13 protein-coding genes, 1 tRNA gene and 1 pseudogene are annotated in these 20,659 nt (G+C 53.3%); 7 read left to right on the forward strand and 8 right to left on the reverse strand.

The window, feature by feature from the left end:
• Positions 1-86: 86 nt before the first annotated feature.
• A complete protein-coding gene (locus JJU14_RS05930) occupies positions 87-623 on the reverse strand; it encodes a DUF1285 domain-containing protein (protein ID WP_228611677.1) in 537 nt (178 codons plus the stop codon).
• Between the two features lie 69 nt (positions 624-692).
• Positions 693-768: transfer RNA gene (locus tag JJU14_RS05935), tRNA-His, on the reverse strand.
• Positions 769-927: 159 nt separating this feature from the next.
• Here JJU14_RS05935 and JJU14_RS05940 point away from each other — a divergent pair.
• From JJU14_RS05940 to JJU14_RS05950, 3 genes are all read left to right on the forward strand, one after another.
• Entirely contained in the window at positions 928-1,755 is an 828-nt protein-coding gene (locus JJU14_RS05940; protein ID WP_228611678.1) for a mechanosensitive ion channel domain-containing protein, read from the forward strand.
• Positions 1,755-2,492: a YdiY family protein gene (locus tag JJU14_RS05945; protein WP_228611679.1), complete on the forward strand. Its 738-nt coding sequence runs from the start codon at positions 1,755-1,757 to the stop codon at positions 2,490-2,492. Before JJU14_RS05940 ends, JJU14_RS05945 begins: the two co-directional genes overlap by 1 nt.
• Positions 2,493-2,680: 188 nt before the next feature.
• A complete protein-coding gene (locus tag JJU14_RS05950; protein ID WP_228611680.1) occupies positions 2,681-5,011 on the forward strand; it encodes an EAL domain-containing protein in 2,331 nt (776 codons plus the stop codon).
• 2 nt (positions 5,012-5,013) lie between these two features.
• Here JJU14_RS05950 and JJU14_RS05955 read toward each other — a convergent pair whose 3' ends face one another.
• The 5 genes from JJU14_RS05955 to JJU14_RS05975 form a co-directional block, all read right to left on the reverse strand.
• A complete protein-coding gene (locus tag JJU14_RS05955; protein ID WP_228611681.1) occupies positions 5,014-8,037 on the reverse strand; it encodes a ligand-binding sensor domain-containing diguanylate cyclase in 3,024 nt (1,007 codons plus the stop codon).
• On the reverse strand, positions 8,018-8,599 hold the full coding sequence (gene ssb / locus JJU14_RS05960) for a single-stranded DNA-binding protein (RefSeq protein ID WP_228611682.1): 582 nt from the start codon (positions 8,597-8,599) through the stop codon (positions 8,018-8,020). Before ssb ends, JJU14_RS05955 begins: the two co-directional genes overlap by 20 nt.
• Before the next feature lie 165 nt (positions 8,600-8,764).
• Positions 8,765-9,610, reverse strand: a complete 846-nt coding sequence (locus JJU14_RS05965; protein WP_228611683.1) for a THxN family PEP-CTERM protein — start codon at positions 9,608-9,610, stop codon at positions 8,765-8,767.
• 145 nt (positions 9,611-9,755) lie between these two features.
• A complete protein-coding gene (locus JJU14_RS05970) occupies positions 9,756-11,165 on the reverse strand; it encodes an MFS transporter (protein WP_228611690.1) in 1,410 nt (469 codons plus the stop codon).
• A gap of 35 nt (positions 11,166-11,200) precedes the next feature.
• Positions 11,201-12,439, reverse strand: a complete 1,239-nt coding sequence (locus tag JJU14_RS05975; RefSeq protein WP_228611684.1) for an MFS transporter — start codon at positions 12,437-12,439, stop codon at positions 11,201-11,203.
• A 158-nt stretch (positions 12,440-12,597) separates the two neighbouring features.
• Here JJU14_RS05975 and JJU14_RS05980 point away from each other — a divergent pair, with 158 nt between their 5' ends.
• Complete coding sequence (locus tag JJU14_RS05980; protein WP_228611685.1) at positions 12,598-14,934, forward strand: glycosyl hydrolase family 65 protein; 2,337 nt, start codon at positions 12,598-12,600, stop codon at positions 14,932-14,934.
• On the forward strand, positions 14,931-15,608 hold the full coding sequence (gene pgmB, locus JJU14_RS05985) for a beta-phosphoglucomutase (protein WP_228611686.1): 678 nt from the start codon (positions 14,931-14,933) through the stop codon (positions 15,606-15,608). Before JJU14_RS05980 ends, pgmB begins: the two co-directional genes overlap by 4 nt.
• Positions 15,609-15,630: 22 nt before the next feature.
• On the opposite strand, the gene JJU14_RS05990 is transcribed toward pgmB, so the two are convergent.
• The gene (locus JJU14_RS05990) at positions 15,631-16,746 is read right to left on the reverse strand and encodes a LacI family DNA-binding transcriptional regulator (RefSeq protein ID WP_228611687.1); all 1,116 of its coding nucleotides are present in this window, start codon (positions 16,744-16,746) and stop codon (positions 15,631-15,633) included.
• A 174-nt stretch (positions 16,747-16,920) separates the two neighbouring features.
• On the opposite strand from JJU14_RS05990, the gene JJU14_RS05995 reads away from it, so the two are divergent.
• Positions 16,921-19,197: a TonB-dependent receptor gene (locus JJU14_RS05995; RefSeq protein WP_228611688.1), complete on the forward strand. Its 2,277-nt coding sequence runs from the start codon at positions 16,921-16,923 to the stop codon at positions 19,195-19,197.
• Between the two features lie 183 nt (positions 19,198-19,380).
• Positions 19,381-20,659: pseudogene (locus JJU14_RS06000) on the forward strand (excinuclease ABC subunit UvrA); the annotation flags it as partial.

Genomic DNA, 20,659 nt, shown 5'->3' on the forward strand with positions numbered 1-20,659 from the left:
GCGACAAATAGCGGCATTTGACTGTTTAAGTCGGTGTTTTTGTTACAGTATCACTTATGTTGGCAGGGTTCAGCTTTTAAAATGACTCACAGCTCTCCGAGTAAAAATCGATAGTCGGCACTTTGCAGCCACAGCTGGTTGGGATTAGCTTGCTTGCATTGCTGAGCCTGTTCTATCCATTGGTAATAGACATTGCGACTCAACCTTGCTTCTAAACCACGCCATAACCCTATGTAGGGCACCTGTTGCTCTTGATATGCCTGCAATTGGATAGGATGTTGATGGCTAATAATGAGCTGATCACCCAGATTGGTAATCGCAATCAGTGCCAGGCCGGCAGAGGTTTCTTGCCAATGCCAGCTGTGGATAAGAAAAGGCACATCTTCGACCTGAATACGTACTTTTTCCACCGGCGTTTTCAGGAAGTACTCCTGACCCTCTTTGACCAGTACGGAAGCGAATAACTTAACCAGAGGCAAGCGGCCAATCGGACTATTCTGATACAGCCACTGACCATCCTGGGCAATGCGTAGCGCCATATCTCCACAAAAGGGAGGATTCCAGCTTTCCAGTGGCGCTTGCTGTTGCTCCAGTTGTTGCTGCAAGGCTTGCAAACTTAGCATTAAAAAAACCGTCTTGCTCTTAGAGTGTCAAGCTTAGCGTAAATTGGGCTGGAAATAAAAGAAGAGAAGTGGGGTGACTGATGGGGCTCGAACCCACGACAACCGGAATCACAATCCGGGGCTCTACCAACTGAGCTACAGTCACCACTTTGTGTGGCCGGTATTTTAGCGAAAATAACGCCGGGTACCAAATTTTTTTTCCTGCATAGGAAAAATATCCATGGATCAGGTACATTGCAATTTGAGCTGATAAAGCTTGTGCTATTATTCTGCGGTAATTAACAAAAACCTGCTGGAGACGTTTATGGATGAAGTAACGAATTTTGTCACGGAAAATCAGGAGGTGGTGTACCACCATCTGATTAGCATTGTGTTTGCTTTGGTGATCTTTGTGATTGGTCGATGGATTGCCAAAGGCATAACCGGTGTTATGGAGCGGGCCTTACTTGGACGCTCAATCGATAAGGCTGTGGTCAGCTTCCTCGGAAGCATTGTTTATACCCTGATTATGATTGCCGTCTTGTTGATGGCACTGTCGCATATCGGCGTGCAAACCACTTCCTTCATTGCTATTTTGGGTGCTGCCGGTTTGGCGGTTGGCCTGGCGTTGCAAGGCTCCCTGGCAAACTTTGCGTCCGGTGTTTTGATCATCATTTTCCGTCCCTTCAAAGCAGGGCACTTTATTGATGCTGGTGGTGTGATGGGGACTGTGGATAAGATAGAGATTTTTCAGACCATACTAAAAACACCTGATAACAAAAAAGTGCTTATCCCCAATGCGCAAATTACGGGTGGCGCCATCACTAACTTCTCTGCTGAGCCAACCCGTCGGGTGGATTTAGTGATTGGCATCAGTTACGATTCGGATTTACGCAAAGCCAAGCAGATTCTGGCGGATATCCTGGCAGCTGATGAGCGAGTCTTAGCTGAGCCTGCTCCGGTTATCGCGATTGGTGAGCTGGCGGATTCTTCGGTCAACATTCTGGTTCGGCCCTGGGTTAATGCAGCCGATTATTGGGGTGTTTACTGGGACACTTTGGAAAAGGTGAAATTGACCTTTGATGAGCAGGGCATAGGGATTCCGTTTCCGCAAATGGATGTGCACCTTCATTCCAACAAGCAGGAGAACTAATGAAGTATTCGATGACTGCAGCTGCCATGATGTTGGTGGTTGCAGGTTTTCATAGTCAGGCAGAAGAACTGGGGTGGACATCGTCTGCTGAGCTTGGAGCCATTACCACTTCGGGCAATACCGAAGGGACTTCCATTACCGGCCGGCTGAATTCGCTGCAACGGTTGGAGCGTTTTGACAACGAGTATCTCTTTAGCGCCTTTTTTAAAGAAGACAAAAGGCGATTGGCCGATGGTAGCTCCGAACGCGAGCGTACGGCAGAGCGCTTTAGTGCTTCTGTGAAGAGCGCGTTTAAGCTGGAAACTGAGCATGACACCTTGTTCGCGCTGGCTCGGCATACGGACGATAAGTTCGGTGCTTATCGGAAATATTCTACACTTGCAGTCGGTTATGGTACGCGCTTGCTGGACTTAGCGGATCACAGCCTGAACGTCGAGATTGGTCCGGGTTATTCCCGTGGCAGAACCTCGCTGGGTGAAACGGAAAGCGGTTTTCTGGCTCGGGCAGGTGCTATTTATCGTTGGCAAATCAGTGAGAATGCCAAGTTCCGCCAAGACCTGACCGTTGAGTATGGTGATGACAATACCAGAACCAGTGCGGAAACCTCGCTAACGGCACGTATCAATGGCCGTATGCAAATGAAAGCAGCTTTTACTGTGCAAAATGACACCGATGTGCCGGTGGATAAAAAGCGTACCGATACGCAAACCTCACTGACTTTAGTCTATTCATTCTGAATGATTGCCGGCCCGCAAGGGCTGGCATACTTTTTTTGCTTCATCTGCCCCTTTGCTAAATATAGTCTATGCTTAACTGGCTGATTTGTATCAGAAGCTAGGTGTATACCCTGGTCATCTCAGGATGCTGAAGCCTGCATCTTGAGATGACCAGGGTACCATCGGCATGGAAAAAGGAAGCGTGAAGCATGCAATGGTCTACCAATGGAAGTCAGGTAAACGGTACTGGCCAACTCAGCCAGCGGCCTTGGTTTGGCGCTTTGCTCTATCTCGCTTTTGGTGTGTTTTGGATTAGCAGCAGTGACTATTTGCTTGGCGTTATTGTCTCGGATCCAGAATTATACAGTCAGTATCAGACCTATAAAGGCTGGCTCTATGTCGGCTTTACTGCGCTTCTGGCCTGGTTGTTGCTGAAGCAGCGGCAATCTGCAGAAAACCAATCGGCCCAGGTCAGGCAGTTGTTTGAGCAAACGTTTGAGCTGGCCAATGTTGGGATTGCACACGTTAGCCTGTCTGGGCAGTGGCTTAGGACCAATGATCGCTTGCAGCAAATGTTGGGTTATAGCCAGTTGGAATTACAGGCAATGACATTCCAACAGATCAGCCATCCAGAAGACTTATCCAAGGATATCACCCAGCTAGAGCAGTTAAAAACCGGCGTACGACGTGAGTACAGCATGGAAAAGCGTTATCGTCATAAAGACGGTCGCTATATCTGGTGCCGACTGGGGGTGCGAAAAGTGGATAACCCGGCCTTTGGCCAACCTTTTTATATTTCAATTATTGAAGACATTGATGATTTAAAAAGCATTGAGAACGAGCTGCGGGCTGCTAACTTAAAGTTTCAGGCCTTGCTGGATAGTGAGGCCGCTATTTCTATACAGGGCTATGAGGTGGACGGTACCACCATTTACTGGAACCGTGCCAGTGAGCGCATCTATGGTTATACGCCTAAAGAGGCCTTGGGTAAAAATCTGCTGGATTTGATTATTCCGGCCACGATGGCAAATGATGTCAAAGCGGCCATTGATCACATGATGACAACGGGGCGACCCATTCCCTCAGCGGAGCTAATGCTGAAGCGAAAGGATGGTAGTCTGGTGACGGTGTTTTCTTCACATGCCTTTGTACAATTGCCAGACAAGCCGCCGCAGATGTATTGCATCGATATTGATCTGACGGAACAAAAGAAACACGAGCAGCAGGTCGCCTATCTTGCACACCATGATGCGCTGACCGATTTGCCGAACAGAGCGTCCTTTGTTCGCCAGTTAACGCAGACCATTGAGCGGGCGGAGCGGCGGACCCAGCTGATTGCCGTGATTATTTTGGATGTGGATCATTTTAAGAATATCAATGACAGCTATGGCCACAGTATTGGTGATGAGCTGTTGCAACAACTCACCCAACAATTGAAAGCTGTGTTGCGACCTGCTGACTACCTGGCTCGGTTGGGTGGGGATGAATATGCGGTGCAGATTGATGATATAGCTCAGCCTGAAGATGCTGCCCGGGTAGCCAATAAGTTGCTGCAATGCATTCACCGTATCTGGACCTTAAGCAATGGTATGGAGGTAAAGTTAAGCGCCAGTGCAGGTATTAGTTTGTATCCGCTGCATGAGCAAAGTGCAGAAGCCTTGCTCCAAGGCGCGGATGCCGCCTTGTATAAGGCAAAGAGTGAAGGGCGCAATAATAGTGCTTACTATACTGACGGCTTAACACAAAGTGCCAGAGAGCGGCTTATGCTGGAATCCCGTCTAAGAGCTGCGATCTTAGAGCAGCAGCTGGAACTCTATTACCAGCCGCAGGTGCAACTTGCAACAGGACAAATTGTTGGCGCTGAGGCGCTAATCCGTTGGCAAGATCCGGTTGAAGGGCTGATTGGGCCAAACCGCTTTATTCCTATCGCTGAGCAGACGGGGTTGATTCATGACATTGGCCTTTGGGTGATTCAGCAAAGCTGCCGGCAAGGAGTGCTTTGGCAGCAACTTGGGCTAGGTAATTTGCGCATTGCTGTGAATGTTTCTGCTCACCAGTTTCAACGTGAGGGTTTGGCGCAGCATATCGCTGATACCCTGCTTAGCACAGGCTTTGAAGCTTCGTTACTGGAGCTGGAAATGACCGAAAGTGCTTTGATCACTCAGCATGCTGATGCAATCGGTTTACTGCAGCAGTTAAAGCAACTAGGCATCCGTCTGGCGATTGACGATTTTGGTACCGGTTACTCTTCGTTGGCGTATCTGAAAGCCTTGCCGCTGGATGTACTAAAGATTGATAAGAGCTTTATTGATCAATTGCCAGAGCATCAGCAAGATGCTGAAATTTGCAAAGCCATTATCACTTTGGCGCACACCCTGGGCTTTGAAGTGTTGGCTGAAGGCGTTGAGCATCAGGCACAGCATGATTTTCTTAAACAGATTGGTTGCGATGAGTTTCAGGGCTATCTATTTTCCAGGCCTTTGCCGGCAGATGATTTTGCTGCTTTGGTATTGCAAGGGTTGAAACAGCAAGAGTGCTGACGTTAGATTTTGTTCTGTGCGTGACTGACGCAGACCTGATTACGGCCTTTTGCTTTGGCCTGATACAGGGCTTTATCGGCCAGGCCAAGTAAACGATCGGCCTTCGTACTATCCTGGCACTCGGCGACACCGATGCTGACAGTGATACGAAGGTCACTAGCAATATCGGAAAAATCAAGCTGGCTGATCTGGCTGCGTAAACGCTCACACAGCTGGAGAACTTCAGGTAAACCGGTTTCAGGCAACAGCAAGGCAAACTCTTCACCACCCCAACGTGATACGGTATCTGTGTTTCGGCACTGTTGCTGCAAGCTGCGGCCAACCCGAATGAGTACTTCATCACCGACCGAGTGCGACCAGCGATCATTGACCTGTTTAAAGAAGTCGATATCGATCAGTGCCAGGCATAACGGGTGCTGGTGTCGTTTGGCGCGATTAAATTCTTGCAGCAGTACTTCGTCAAAAACCCGGCGATTGGCTAAGCCTGTCAAAGGATCTTGCCTTGCTTGTTTGGCGAAGGCTTCTGATTGCAGTCGAAGCTGCTCAAGCAAGCCGGACTTTTCAGTGTTGGTCTGCTCCAGGTGGTCCGCTTTTAATTGCAATTGAGCCGTTTTCTCCGCGACCTGGCGCTTTAACTCGAGGGCAGCCAGCTCCAGCCGACGCAGGCGCATTCGAAACAGCAACAGCAAAGCAAGTGATAGCAACGCCAACATCAACAGCCAGAATCCAGGTCGCTGCCATAGATGGGGCGCAATATGGAAACTAAAAGAAGCGGATGTTTCACTCCAGGCTCCACCCGGGTAAGCAGCAATCACTTCAAAGGTGTAATGACCAGGAGCCAGATTGGTCAACTCGGCATAAGGTTGTTGCTCGCGCTCAACCCAGTCGTTGTCAAAGCCAATCAAACGGGTGCGGTACTGAATATGTTGAGGCAAAACGAACCCAAGGCCAGCATAGTGTAACTCAATTCGCTGGGTGCCTGCGGCAAGTTTTAGGGGGCCAACCAGCTGCTGCAGCTCGCCATCTACCCGGATCTGTTCGATCACCACAGGGGGTATAAAAGATGAAAAGCTGCTGAGTCGCTCAGGATGAGAAAATACTACGCCACCGGCGGTTGCTACCCAGATTGAGCCATCCGGGTGCAGGGCTGCGGCAGGATTTGATCCACCATTGGCCTGGGCGCTTAGCATGCCATCGCCTTCGGAGAAATGCTCGAAGGGTAGGCGAGACTTTTGGTTGTTCAGCACAGCTAGGGCATCCTGCAGTGAGAACTGCAGAATGCCGCGGTTACTGGTGAGCCACAGGTTGTTTTGCTTATCGGCGACCACCTGGAAATATTTATCAAATGGCAGCCCGGCGCCACGGCCGATGATGCTAAGAGCTCCACTATTCAGATCATAGCGAACTAAGCCCCGGTCTGTTGCCATCCATAAAAACTGCTGTTGTGGCAGCTCGAGGAAACCAAAAGCAAACTCCGCACCATCCTGACTGAATAAGTTCAGTGTATGGATGTCACCATCCTGCCAGAAAGCGACGCCGGTTCCGGTCCCAATCCAGATGCGACCATCACTGCTTTGATACAGTGCCATAATGTAATTGCCGGGTAGGCCTGATTCCATATCCAGCCGTTCCATTTGGCCCTGATACCAACGGTTTAATCCTCGCGAAGTGCCAATCCAAAGACTGCCATCTGCTGCGGGCAGGATGGAGCGCACCTCATTGGTCCAAAGTCCGTCGTTTCGATCAAACAAACGACTGCTGCCATCAGGTGCAATGGCTAGCAGCCCGTAGGCATAGCTGCCAAACCAGAGTTGACCAGCCTGATCTTCTGCCATACTAAGGATGGATTCGCGTAAAAAAGGCTCTGGGTGGTCAAAAGGGACTGCCAATTGATTGCGAATCTGGGCAACACCGCGGCTGGTGCCTGCCAGCACCGAGCCGTCCGCCAGTGGCAGCACGGCCCGAACAAAATTATCGGCAAGACCATGTTGTGTGGTAATCGAGGTAAATGGGGCATTGCGTAGACGGAATAAACCGCCATTGGTGCCTACCCACAAGCTGCCCTCATTATCTTTGCGCAATGCAAGGATCCGGTTGGCTGGTTTGTTGCTGTCAGTGCCCAAGGCTTCCAACCCAGCGGGATTGTAACGAAATAAGCCATCACTCAGGGTACCAATCCACAGCGTATCACCTTCGACCAACAAGGCCGATGCAGCCATGGTGAGTTCAGGATGTAATGGCTGAAATCCTTGTTGCTCATTACCAATAAAGACACCCTGCTCTGTTGCAACGATGGTTTGCTCTTGAGCATCGAGTGCAATGCTAAATGCCGGGCCGGGCGGTAAGCCATCGGCTGTTTGGAAATGCCTGACATGATTATCCCGAACAAGGAAAAGCCCTTCGGATGAACCCACCCACACTCTGCCCTGCGGGCCCTCCGCCAGGCTATACATGGCTTCATAGTTCAAACCACTGCTGCCGCTAATCCGGTATCGCTGACCATCGGGTTCTTGGCGCCAGAGACCAGCACTTTCGGTTGCTATCCACAAACGTTGTTGCTGATCTTGCAACACTGCCCGAACTAAAGCGCCAGCAACAGGCAGGGGGGTCCATTGATTGTTTTGGTAGCGAACGAGGCCGCCTCGTGAGCCCCCTGCGATAAGTGTATTAGCGCTGGTTGCGTGCAAAGCAAAAATACCTGAGTCAGGCAAGCCGGTGCTGGCGCTGCGGTCAAACAGTGTAAAGCTGCGACCATTAAAACGGGCGATCCCTTCCCAGGTGGCAAACCATAAATAGCCATCATCGGTCTGCTCGATGCTGTTGATGGTATTGTGTGGCAGACCATCACGGGTGGTCCATTGCTCAAGGAAAAAGTGTTGCAGTGAATCGCTTTGGGGAACCGCAACGAGCGGTAAGCTTAAAAGGTAGCAGAGGGCACCAAGGATGATGCCCAGCTTACGGCACAGGGTCCCAAACAGGAGGTGGGGACCCTGAATAACAATGGGATCAGAACGGAATATCATCATCAAAGTCGATAGGCGGTTCCATTGGTGGACGTTGTTGCTGATTCGGTGGACGCTGAGCCGGCTGACTTTGCTGGTAACTGCTTTGGGGGTTCTGCTGGTAGCCACCGGCAGGTGCTTGCTGCTGAAAGTTGCTTTGTTGTGGCGCCACTGCTTGCTGTGGAGCTCGTGATTGGGCAGGTGCCTGCTGTTGGCCCTGATAACCACCGCTCATACCCTGTCCTTCATTGCGTCCATCCAGCATTTGCATCTCACTGGCGACGATTTCGGTGGTATAGCGTTCAATGTTGTCTTTATCGGTCCATTTACGGGTTTTCAGCTTGCCTTCCAAATAGACTTTTGAGCCTTTGCGCAGGTACTCACCGGCAATTTCAGCTAAGCGCTGATAGATCACCACGCGGTGCCATTCGGTTTGTTCTTTCATCTCACCGGTGTTTTTGTCTTTCCAGCTTTCTGAGGTTGCAATGCTTAGATTGGCGACTGCTCCGCCTTGTGGCATATATCGCACTTCCGGGTCAGTGCCCAGGTTTCCTACCAAGATGACTTTATTTACCCCACGTGCCATGAATTTATTCTCCTCGCTGGTCACTGATCCTGACCATTTTACAGTCAAGCCTTATCGCGTTTGTTCTCAGAGTATACCATGGTGTAAGGGCATTCAAGCTGGAAAAAACCAATAAAAAAGAGGCTGACGATGACAGCCTCTTTTAAGGTAGTTACACGGTAAGAATTAGCTTTGCTTTCTGCGACGGGCATAAGCACCCATGCCCACTAAAGACAAACCAAATAGGGCTAACGTACCTGGCGTAGGGATGGGCTCGAAGGTAATACTTGCCTGAGTGAAAACCCGACTTTGGCCAGGATTGCCCTCTTGAGTCCAAATGCGGGTCCATGTCAGACCGTCAATTTCGATCTCTTCAACCACGGCGCCAGGACCAGCGACAAATTGGAACGAAATATTGTATTTGTAATCACCCACAATAAAGCTGTCTGAAGCTGTTAGTGGGAAGGTGAGGTAATAATCCGGGCATACCGGGTTCAAGATGCTTCCGGGGGTGCCTGGAGGGCAAGGTGTTGCGTTGACGGTTTCTTCAAAAAGCAAGGGTACCTCTGCACCTAGTGAATATTCACCGCTTAGCAGCTCGAAAAAGCCATACAAGCCAACGCTGGTCATCCAGCCGCCGTCTGCATTAAGCACATTGTTGGTATGGATGAATTCATCAATGGTAAACCAAGTACCATCTGTGGTGATGGAGCCATTTTGATGATTGACCGCCAGACTGCTTTGTTCACCCGTTGTATTGCTGGAGTGCGGGGTTCCCCAAGAGACTTGGTTGTATGTCTGAAAGCCGCCAGGAGAACTCAATGTATCTGGGTCACTCAGAGTCAAAGCACAGGTTGCAGGACCACCAGCATTACAAGTCCCGAAGCTGCCGCCTCCTTGAACAGAACCAAAATAGAAACCGCCGCTGGTTTGGAAATCAAAACTAGCGATTGGAGCGGCAAAGGCTTGAGCTGACAACAAGCAGGCTGCGCCTGCCAACAGTCCTAGAGTTGTTTTAGATTGTGTCTTCATCGTTGTCTTCCTTTTCCTGATTGGGCTTTTTGCCCAGGCAAGGAAGAGATTTGCATAGAAAATGCCAGTTTTTTTATGACACTAATTCAGGTGGTTATAAATTAGCCAGTTTTAACGATGGCCGTCTATGTAAACAAAACTGACATTAGCGAGCCTGCAGTGTCTGCAGTTGCTGGTAATCAAAACTGCCGGCTTGTACTTTCAAATAGCAGCGCTGTTCCTGAGGCACCAGGGTTGCTTCCAGCACACCGGGTAGCCGGGTCAGTTGCAACAACAGCGCCTCTGCTTCACGGCTGGTTTTATTGCTCAGATCAATGCTGAGTCGCTCTGCTTTGGCTGGTACGGACATACCAACGGTTAAGCCGATCCAGCCGATGGTAAGCAGGCTGCTTAGCACAAAGACCGCTGGCAGGCCAAACGTGCTGGCCACCAGACCACCGGCCAGGCCACCTAAAAAAGCACCGAAAAACTGTGCGCTGGAATACAGTCCCATGGCGGTACCTTTTTGGCCAGCTGGTGCCTGGCGAGACAACAAGGCTGGTAAACTGGCCTCAAGATAATTAAAGCCGGTAAAAAACAGCAGCAAGGCCGCAGCCAGCAGTGGCAGTTGCGCCGGGCCCAGCCAGAACAGCAGAGTAGCGCTGAATAACAGCACCAGTGCCAGCCGGAAAAAAGCAATCTCTTGTTGTTTGCGGACACTGATGATGATCATCGGCACCATCAGTACAAAGGAACCAAACAACACCGGCAAATAGAGCTGCCAGTGCGCTTCACTGGCAAAATCCAGTGCCAGCAACTGCTGGGGTAAGGCAATAAAGAGGGCGGTAAGCAGAAAGTGCAGCAGCATAATGCCCAGATTCAACCGCAGCAGTTGGGGCGAGCGCACCAGCTTGCCAAGCAAAGCCGGTACCGCCAGGGTTTCCCGCTGCGGTGCCTGATTGATGGCTTTGGGGGTTCGCAGCACCAGTCCCATTGCCAGTAAGGCCATCGCCGCGGTGAACCAGAACACACCACTCAAACCAGCACGAGCGGCGATCATCGGCCCCAGCACCATAGCCGCGGCAAACGACAGGCCTATGCTCATGCCAATAATGGCCATTACCTTGGGTCGCTGTTCTTCGCGGGTCAGATCGGCAGCCAGTGCCAATACGGCACCAGCAATGGCACCTGCCCCCTGCAGCACCCGGCCAAAGGTCACCATATAAACGGACTCGGCCAGCGCCGCCACCACGGAACCCAGCGCAAACAAAGCAAGACCAAGCAGCATCACCTGATGACGGCCAATTTTATCGGATAACCAACCCATCGGGATTTGCAGCAGCGCCTGGGTAAAGCCATAAGCACCAATGGCCAGGCCAATCCACAGCGGGGAAAAGCCAGCCAGTTCGGTGCCATAAATGGCAAATACCGGCAGCAACATAAACAGGCCAAGCATCCGGCTGGAAAAAATCAACGCCAGCGCTGCAGCGGCTTTTTTCTCGGCAGAGGTTAACTGATGCGATGTCGGTTGCATAAGCCTTTGAGTGGTTGTGACAGCAGCGCCGGAGTATACCACAGCCAGCACAAAGCGTGCATCGGTCCTGATGGTGATTAGGCAGAAGCTGGCACAGGCCCCTGCCGGTGCCAGCGATGAAGCAGCAGCAGGCTAACAAGCAACAGACTAAGCGGTACCAGCGACAAGTAAAAGGCGGTCTGGCCATCGAAACGGGCAAAGGTCAGGCCGGTGATCATCGAGCCGGTGGTGCCGCCAAGGGCGGAGAACACCACAATCAGGCCGGTCATAGCGGCATGGCGGGCTTTGGGCAGCGCGCTTAACATCACCGAGCTGATAATGGGATAAACCGGTGCCATAAAAAGACCAATCAGCGGGAACAAATAAGCCGCCAGTGGGGCGTTCCACAAATGCACCGGCTCTGGCAGCACCACATCACGGGTCATTGGCAGGATCAGCAACATCAGGGCCGCCATGCCAAGCAGGCACAGGTTGACCAGGGCATACCAGGACAGATGGCGCAGTACCAGGCCTGCCAGCAGCCGGCCCAGCGCCAAGCTGGCGGCGAAGATGCTGGTGAGCTGGACACTGAGCTGATTCGGCAGCTGCAGCACCTGGTTGTTAAAGGTCGGTAGCCAGGTACCGATGCCCTGCTCCAGCACCACGTATAAAAACGCGGAGACGATAAACACCAGCACCAGTGGCAGGGCCAGCAATTGCAGCATGCCAACAAAATCCTGCCGGGCACTGCGTGTGGGTTCCAGTGGCACTTTTGGGATCGGCGTACTGGCCAGCAGCAACAAATTCAGCAAACAGAGCCCAGCCAACAGCCAGTATACCTGCAGCCAGCTAAGCGACTCGGGCTCGGCCGGGTTCATAAAAGCGGCAAACACCCAGTAGCCAGACAAGACGCCCAGCATAAAGAAGCCTTCGATAAAGTTCAGCAAAGACGCATGCTGTTCCCGGCTGTCGGTGATCAGGCCAATGCTGGCATAGACCGAGACCTTGATCAGTGCAAAAGCGGAACCCACGGTAAAAAACAGCAGCTTGGTGGTCCAGAATGCCGGCAGCAGTGGCATGGCGATACAGGCCAGCATCACCATGGCAACGCCAATCATCATGGCGCGCTGGTAGCCAAGGCGCGGCAGCCAGGATGCCAGTAAAAACGACACCACCGCAATCGGAATGTCTTTAAACCCTTCCAGCAGACTGGCGCTTTCTTTGCTCACCTGAAAGCTGTGAATGACCTGCAAAATCACAGTGCCAACGCTGTTTAGCAAGATGGCAAAGACAAAATAGGTCAGCAGTAATGCCAGTTTAATGCGTAGATGATTCATGACGGTAGTCTCTTTTTATAGTGCGGCAGCTGTGCTGCCTGCTGCTTTTTTACCCTGTTTTGCCACTATACACCCAATACATTTGCTTTTGCAATCGATTGCAATTGCAATTTAATTCATTGTATAGTGATTGCAGAATGGAACAAAAGGTAAGCACTATGGCAACAAGCACTCCTTTCGCCAGCCCTTTACAGGTCGATCCCTGGCACTTGACTGAGCAGGCTCTGACACCAGCACAGCCGCTGCTGTGTGAAACCCTGCTAAGCCTGGCCAATGGCTACATCGGTACCCGGGGTACGTTGGAAGAAGGCCTGGCTGGCAGCTCCAGCTGTGAAGGCACCTATCTGAATGGCGTCTACAGCTCTGAGCCAATTCAGTACGGTGAGTCGGCCTGTGGCTTTGCCCGCAACAACCACACCATGCTGCAGGTCGCCAATGGTAAACGCATCTACTGCGAGCTGGATGGTGAGCGCGTAGAGCTCAGCAGCGCACTCGAACACCAGCGCAGCCTGGATATGCGCCAGGGCGTGTTGCAGCGCCAGTGGCAGTGGCAAAGCAAAACAGGTAAGCGATTGCTGCTGAGCAGTCAGCGGCTGGTTTCGATGCAACATCCTGAATTACTGTGTATTGCTTATCAGGTAACAGCACTGAATTTCAGTGGTGACATTACGATCTGCTCTGAGCTGGATGCCTGTTATGCCCCCTTTAGCAAAAAAGACGACCCGCGGGTCGGTGTGTTCTCGATTGCCGATACGCTGAATTTGCAGCAGCAAGGCTTTACTGGGCAGCAAGGCTGGATGTTGCACCGGGTGCATGGCAGTGACTTTGGCGTTTGTGCCATGATGCAGCATGCCTGGCCGGCTGCAGCAAACAACGTCAGCCAGTTGCAGTTAAAGCCCGGCGTTCTGTGCGAGCAAGCCAGCTGGTCCTTGCAGCAAGGCGAAAGCGCCAGTCTGACCAAGTGGGTGCTGTATCGCCATCAGAGCGCTGCCGACACCACGGATTTGGTGCAGCGCTGTGCCTTGCAGCTGGCCGAACTGAGTCAGCACAGCTTTGCCAGCCTGGCAGAACTGCAGGCCAGTGCCTGTCAGCAGTTTTGGCAACAGGCCGATGTGCAGATGGAAGGCGATACGGCGATGCAGCAGGGCATTCGCTTTAACCTGTTTAGTTTGTGGCAGTCGGCCGGCAAGGATGGCCGCAGCAACATCGGCGCCAAAGGCCTGACCGGGCCCGGCTACGATGGCCATTATTTCTGGGATACCGAAATTTATGTGATCCCCTGCCTGAGCTTTACCCAGCCGGCGGTGGCGCGGCAGCTGCTTGGTTTTCGATATCGGCAGCTGGATGCTGCCCGCCAGCGCGCCCGTGAAATGGCGCACAGCAGCGGGGCGCTTTATCCCTGGCGCACCATCGGCGGTGAAGAGTGCTCGGCTTATTTTCCGGCCGGAACGGCTCAGTACCACATCAATGCGGCCATAGCTTATGCCATCCGCTGTTATTACCTGGCCAGCGATGACTGGCGCTTTATGTGTGAGCAGGGCATTGAAATGCTGGTGGAAACGGCCCGGTTATGGCTTGAACTTGGCTTTTTCAATCCGCGTCGGGACGGGGCTTTTGAAATCCATGGCGTGACCGGGCCGGATGAATACACCGCCATTGTGAACAACAACTTTTATACCAATGCCATGGCGCAGCTGCATTTGCGCTTTGCCGTTGAGATGGCGCAGAAACTTCAGGCCGAAGCGCCCGAACAGCTGGAGCGCTGGCAGCTCAGTGCGCAGGAACTCGCGTTGTGGCAGCAAGCCGCCGAGCGGATGTATTTGCCGGTGGATGCGCGTTTAGGCGTGCATCCGCAGGACGACAGCTTTCTGGATAAAAAACGCTGGGATTTTGCTGCCACCCCAAAAGACAACTACCCCTTGCTGCTGCATTACCACCCGCTGGTGATTTATCGCCATCAGGTGCTCAAGCAAGCCGATGTGGTGCTGGCGATGGTGCTGCTGGATGATGCCATTCCTCCGGCGCAAAAAGCCCGCAACCTGGCGTACTACGAGCCTTTAACCACCCACGACTCCAGTTTGTCGGCCTGCATTCACAGCATTGCCTGCGCTGAGCTTGGCCAGCTGACCGAGGCCCATGCCTTTTTTGGCGATTCGGCGCGAATGGATCTGGACAACCAGCACGGCAACACCGAGCACGGTGTGCATATCGCCTGCATGGCCGGCACCTGGCAGGCGCTGGTGTTTGGTTTTGCCGGCCTGCGCAGCCGGCCCGATGGGCTGCATTTTTCGCCTCGCTTGCCGGCGCAATTGCCTGGCTTGAGTTTCCGGCTCAATTACCGCGGCCGGGTGCTTGAGTTCAGTGTGCAGCAAGGCCAGGCGCAGTACCAGTTGCTGGCTGGTGAGCCACTGACCATTTACCATGGCGCTGAGGCTTTGCAGCTAGCGCTTCATCAACCGCAACAAAGACCCTTGCTGGCCGGGGAGGCGCTATGAACGCAAAGATGACCGGCCAGACGATGGCTATTCAGGCAATTATTTTTGATTTGGATGGCGTGCTGACCGATACCGCCCTGTACCACTTCCGCGCCTGGAAGGCGCTGGCCGATGAGCTTGGGATTCCCTTTACCGAGCAGGATAACGAGCAGCTCAAAGGGGTGGACCGGCTGAACTCCTTGCGCTGGATTGCCGAAAAGGGCGGTCTGATGCTCAGCGCCAATGAAGAAGAGCGGCTGATGGCCCAGAAAAATGCGCACTATCTGCAGCTGATCCAGCATATGAGTGCGGCCGATCTGTATCCGGGGGTGCAGCCATTGTTTGCAGCCATTAAAGCCAAAGGCTGGAAAATTGGCCTGGCTTCGGCCAGCAAAAATGCCGCCTTTGTGCTGGATCGCCTTGGGATTGCCGCTGACTTTGACTTCGTGGCCGATGCCAATCAGGTGAAAAACAGCAAGCCCGATCCGGAAGTCTTCCTGCTGGCCGCCACCGGGCTGGGCGTGGCTCCCGGGCACTGTATTGGGGTGGAGGATGCTGTGGCCGGTATTGAGGCCATCTGTGCCGCTGGTATGCGACCCGTTGGCATTGGCGAACCGGCCCTGCTGGCTCAGGCCAGCCTGGTGGTACCGCATATAGCGTCGTTATCGATAGCGCAGTTGCAGGTGTTGGTTTGAGGCAGGAGCCTTAGGGCGGTTACTACAGCCGGCGCAAACTGGACTGACGGCACAGTAGCTTTACGGCTAATTGCTCAGACAGCGGTTGTTGGCCCTGCATCCGCGCCAGCAACTGGCTGACTAAGGCTTTGCCACCGCTTTGGGTGTTCTGTTTGACGGTGCTGAGTGATGGCGTGCAATAGGCCGACATGGCAATGTCGTCAAAACCCACTAAGGCGACTTGCTGCGGAATGGCAATATCATGCTCCAGCAAGGCTTTCATGGCGCCCATGGCAATGGCATCGCTGGCGGCAAAGATACCGTCCAGTTCAGGCAGTCGTGCAAATACATGCTGTTGGGTCTGCAGGTAACCGGCCTGGGCGGTAAAATCACACGTAAGCTGCTGCACGGCATCGCTTGCAATACCAGCCGCCTGGCAGGCATCCAGCATGCCCAAGTGGCGCTGCTCGATTTCGTTGTGACGAATATCACCTAAAAACACCAGCTGCCGGCAGCCCTGATTGAGCAGGTGTTCGGTGGCCAGCCGGCCGCCCTGACGATTGTCGCTGCCAATGATGGGGTAAAGCTCTGCCCCACTGCGCCCACCCCAGACCACAAAAGGTACCTGGGTTTGAGCCAGCGCTTCCACCCGCGGATCGTGCTCACCCTGACCTATAATGATCAGGCCATCGGCCCGTTTCGAGTCCAGAAAATAACTGCCCCAGTCTTTGTCGTCGCTTTTGCTGGTGGAGAGCAGCATGTCGTAGCCGTGCTGGCTCAATTCATCGGCAATCACCCCCAGCAACTCCAGCAAAAAGGGATCCGACACCGTTTGCTGGGTTTTGGCATCAAAAGCAATGATCACAGCAATGGTGTAGCTTTTCTGGGTACGCAGGTTGCGGGCGGTGGCATTGACCTTGAACTGATGCTCTGCGGCTATTTGCTGCACCTTTTCCCGAGTGGCCTGGTTGATCACCGGGTTGTTGCGCAGTGCGCGTGAGGCGGTAGACTCAGAAACACCCGCCAGTTTGGCGATGTCGGCCAGCGTCATCATTTTCTTGTCGTTCATCCGTGCAGGGGATCCATTGCGTCTGTTAGGGGTCACTTGGGTGTAAAACACTACTTTGCCATAAGCGGCCAGGCTCTGCCAGTCTGACATCAGGCAGAGTCTGGCGAAGGGTAGCATAAAAATAATTACAATCGATTGCAAAAAGTGCTTTTCTGCTATTGCAATCGATTGCAGTATCGCCTAAGGTAAAACTACCTGGCCAGAATGCATAATAATTCGCCAGGTAATGGGCACAAGACCCAGTCAACAGGATAGGAGAACCGCATGAAACCCCAACTCAACACCCGCTTGTCGGCACTGGCGCTTTTGGTGGCGATGCCATCCACGCTGGCCCTGGCCAATGATAACGACAATAACAGCAACAACAGCGAAGCCCCCAGCCAGATTGAACAAATTGTGGTGACCGGTAAAGCCAGCGGTATGGCTGGCTTACGGGTCGATGCCAGCTATGCCATGACCAATGTATCGGATGAAAACATCAGCCGGCTGGCGCCAAAAAGCACGGCTGAACTGCTGACGGCAGTGCCGGGCGTCTGGGCGGAAAGCTCTGGCGGTGTGGCGGGTGCCAATGTGTTTGTACGTGGCTTTCCAAGCACCGGCGATGCGCCTTTTCTCAGCATTCAACTCAATGGCGCTGTGATTTATCCGCCCTCAACCCTGTCGTTTTTAGAGAACTCGTCGATTTTCCGCCTCGATGAAACCATTCACTTTATGGAGGCGCTGCGCGGCGGCTCCAACCCGGTGATCAGTCATGGTCAGCCAGGCCTGACCACCAACTTCTTGCTAAAAGAAGGCAGCGATGTGACCGAAGGCCTGGTGAAGTACACCACCTCCAGCTATGGTAGCCAGCGTCTGGATGGCGTGATCAGTGGCCAACTGGCCGATCGGCTGTATTTTATGGCCGGTGGTTACATTCAGCGCTCCGAAGGTCCGCGCAAAACCGGTTTTACCTCGGAAGAAGGCCATCAGTTTACCCTGAACCTGACCAAAGAGCTGGATAACGGCACCATCAACCTGTACACCCGTCAGACCGATGATCATGGCGTCTGGCATTTGCCGGTACCGCTGAATGTCGAGGGCATTGATAACTCTTTTACTCAGATAGGCCCGAACAACCGCCTGGCCCGCATTGGCTATGGCCCGGATGGTGAGACCCAAAGTTTTGACTTTGGCGAAGGCCGCGGCTGGAAAGGCGGCATTACCGGCGGTAGCGTCGATTTGGATTTAAGCTACGACTGGCGCCTGGTGTACCGTTTCAGCCATATCAGCGGTCAGGCCAATACGCTGGGGCTGGTACCGGAAGGTGGCCCGGCCCGGCTTGGTGATCTCAGCGGCATCAATGGCCCGGTAATTGGTGCCGCTACAGGGAGAGTTTATGGCGAGGATACCCGGGTGCAGCAACTGGGCCGCTGGGTGGTACTGAAAGACATCGATGCTTTTACCAATGATCTGGCGCTTAGCCATACCACCGATAATGGCGTTTATACCCTGGGTTATTTCGACAGCCGCTACTCGGTGAAGGACTGGTGGTCGATCGGCAATCAGGCCTGGCATGTGCTGGCTAAGGGCGGTGAGTTGCTGCAAGGTATCGACTGCAACGACAGCCTGCAAAGCTGCAGCTGGAATTACGACATCGACGCCACCGGTGATGGCCATACCCGGGCATTTTATGCCGCTGCCGAGTACCAGCTGAATGAGCAATGGCGGGTCGATGGCGGTATTCGTCACGAAAATCACCAAATCACCTATCTGGTGGATGAAGGGCTGGATGGCAATATCACCAAAGCCGTCGATTACGACGAAAGCAAAGTGGCCTGGACGGCCGGTGTCAACTGGATGTGGCAGCGCAATATGGGGATCTTTGCCCGGGTTAACCGTGGTCAGAAAATGCCTTACTTCGATGATTTTCGCGATAACTTCGACGCTTTTACCAGCGGTGACAAGCTAATCAACGAAATTACCCAGTACGAACTGGGCTACAAATGGGCGGAGCAAAATTACAGCCTGTACCTGACCGGCTTCATGAACGAAGCCAAAGGCGAGCTGTTTGTGGCGCGGCCCGGAGCGCCGGCCGAAGTGCTGACCACCGAAGCCTATGGTGTTGAGATTGACTTTAACTACATGGCGCGTAACGGGCTGGCGATTAACCTGAACTCGACCTTGCAGAACACCGAGATCACCAACCATCCGGATGAGCTGGTGCTGGGCAACCGCGCTATGCGTCAACCGCGCTGGCAGGCTCGTTTAACACCAAGCTATGGCTTTGACCTCGGCGCTATGTTTGCCACCGTCTATGGCACCCTGGCGGCGGTGTCCGATCGCTACGCCGATAACGGCAATACCGTCACCTTAAAAGGTTACAGCAAGATCGATCTGGGCATGCAACTGGAAATCAGCGACCAGCTCACGGCGCAGCTGTCGATCGCCAACCTGACCGACAAAGCCGGCCTGACCGAAGGGGACCCGCGCAATCCAACAGCGCCAAACGGCCGCTACATCATGCCGCGTAGTGCTGAGTTTAGTATCAGTTACCGTTTTTAAAGGGTCTCTCCCCGTACCTGGCGCTCTTCGGAGCGCCTTTTTTATTCGCTTTGCAAAGCAAACCAAAGGGACTTTTGCCACGTTCTGTCTGCATGGCAACTTTGCCGCCATGCAAAGTTAGTGTATATTTGTACAGTTTTTTGATGAGCCAGATCCGGCTGCCAGCTGCAGGTGACAGAACGCATGGATAAAATTTCAATTCGCGGGGCCCGTACCCACAACCTGAAGAACTTCTCGCTCGATATTCCACGCGATAAGCTGATTGTGATCACCGGTTTGTCCGGCTCGGGCAAGTCGTCGCTGGCCTTTGATACCCTCTATGCCGAAGGTCAGCGCCGCTATGTAGAATCCTTATCGGCCTATGCCCGTCAGTTCCTCAGCCTGATGGAAAAACCGGATGTGGATCATATCGAGGGGCTGTCGCCGGCCATCTCAATTGAACAAAAGTCTACGTCGCACAACCCGCGATCTACTGTGGGCACCATCACTGAGATATACGATTACCTGCGGCTGTTGTTCGCCCGGGTTGGTGAGCCGCGTTGCCCGGAGCATGATGTGCCGCTGGCCGCCCAGACCATCAGCGAAATGGTAGACAAGGTGCTGGCGCTGCCGGAAGGCAGCAAAATGATGGTGCTGGCCCCAGTGGTGCAGGATCGCAAGGGTGAGCACGTCAAACTGCTGGAAAGCCTGGCGACGCAGGGCTATATCCGGGCCCGTATTGACGGTGAGATTTGCGACTTAAGCGATCCGCCGACGCTGGAGCTGCACAAAAAGCACAGCATCGAAGTAGTGATTGACCGCATTAAAGTCCGGTCCGATATCCAGCAGCGGCTGGCCGAGTCGCTGGAAACCGCGCTGCAGCTGTCCGGTGGTGTGGTGCGGGTGGCCGATATGGACGATAGCAGCAAGGAAGAGCTGGTGTTTTCGGCCAATTTTGCCTGCCCGACCTGCGGCTACTCGATGACCGAGCTGGAACCGCGGATGTTTTCCTTTAACAACCCGGCCGGTGCCTGCCCCAGTTGCGATGGCCTGGGGGTGAAACAATTCTTCGACTCGGCCAAAGTGGTCAGCAACCCAGCCCTTAGCCTGGCCGGTGGGGCCATCCGGGGCTGGGATAAACGTAGTTTTTATTACCACCAGATGCTGTTGTCGGTAGCAGCGCACTACGACTTTTCCGTCGATACGCCTTTTGCCGATCTGAGCAAGAAACAACAGCAGGTGGTGCTGTACGGCAGTGGGAGCACGGCCATTGATTTTAGTTACGTCAATGATCGCGGCGATGCGGTGCGCAGGCGCCACCCCTTTGAAGGCATTTTGCCCAATATGGAGCGGCGCTATCGCGACACCGAATCAAATTCGGTGCGCGATGAGCTGGTGAAATACATGGCCAGCCAGCCCTGCCCAAGTTGCAATGGCAGCCGGCTGCGCGAAGAAGCGCGCCATGTCTTTATCGGCCAGACCA

This window comes from Alkalimonas sp., from assembly GCF_020831925.1.
In the GTDB taxonomy this organism is placed as follows: domain Bacteria; phylum Pseudomonadota; class Gammaproteobacteria; order Enterobacterales; family Alteromonadaceae; genus Alkalimonas.

What these genes read in the sequence shown, in the direction of transcription:
- ssb (WP_228611682.1), bottom strand. Translation starts at nt 8,599, where the DNA reads ATGGCACGTGGGGTAAATAAAGTCATCTTGGTAGGAAACCTGGGCACT.
- JJU14_RS05975 (WP_228611684.1), bottom strand. Translation starts at nt 12,439, where the DNA reads ATGAATCATCTACGCATTAAACTGGCATTACTGCTGACCTATTTTGTC.
- JJU14_RS05950 (WP_228611680.1), top strand. Translation starts at nt 2,681, where the DNA reads ATGCAATGGTCTACCAATGGAAGTCAGGTAAACGGTACTGGCCAACTC.
- JJU14_RS05940 (WP_228611678.1), top strand. Translation starts at nt 928, where the DNA reads ATGGATGAAGTAACGAATTTTGTCACGGAAAATCAGGAGGTGGTGTAC.
- JJU14_RS05930 (WP_228611677.1), bottom strand. Translation starts at nt 623, where the DNA reads ATGCTAAGTTTGCAAGCCTTGCAGCAACAACTGGAGCAACAGCAAGCG.
- JJU14_RS05980 (WP_228611685.1), top strand. Translation starts at nt 12,598, where the DNA reads ATGGCAACAAGCACTCCTTTCGCCAGCCCTTTACAGGTCGATCCCTGG.
- JJU14_RS05990 (WP_228611687.1), bottom strand. Translation starts at nt 16,746, where the DNA reads ATGTCAGACTGGCAGAGCCTGGCCGCTTATGGCAAAGTAGTGTTTTAC.
- pgmB (WP_228611686.1), top strand. Translation starts at nt 14,931, where the DNA reads ATGAACGCAAAGATGACCGGCCAGACGATGGCTATTCAGGCAATTATT.
- JJU14_RS05955 (WP_228611681.1), bottom strand. Translation starts at nt 8,037, where the DNA reads ATGATGATATTCCGTTCTGATCCCATTGTTATTCAGGGTCCCCACCTC.
- JJU14_RS05965 (WP_228611683.1), bottom strand. Translation starts at nt 9,610, where the DNA reads ATGAAGACACAATCTAAAACAACTCTAGGACTGTTGGCAGGCGCAGCC.
- JJU14_RS05945 (WP_228611679.1), top strand. Translation starts at nt 1,755, where the DNA reads ATGAAGTATTCGATGACTGCAGCTGCCATGATGTTGGTGGTTGCAGGT.
- JJU14_RS05995 (WP_228611688.1), top strand. Translation starts at nt 16,921, where the DNA reads ATGAAACCCCAACTCAACACCCGCTTGTCGGCACTGGCGCTTTTGGTG.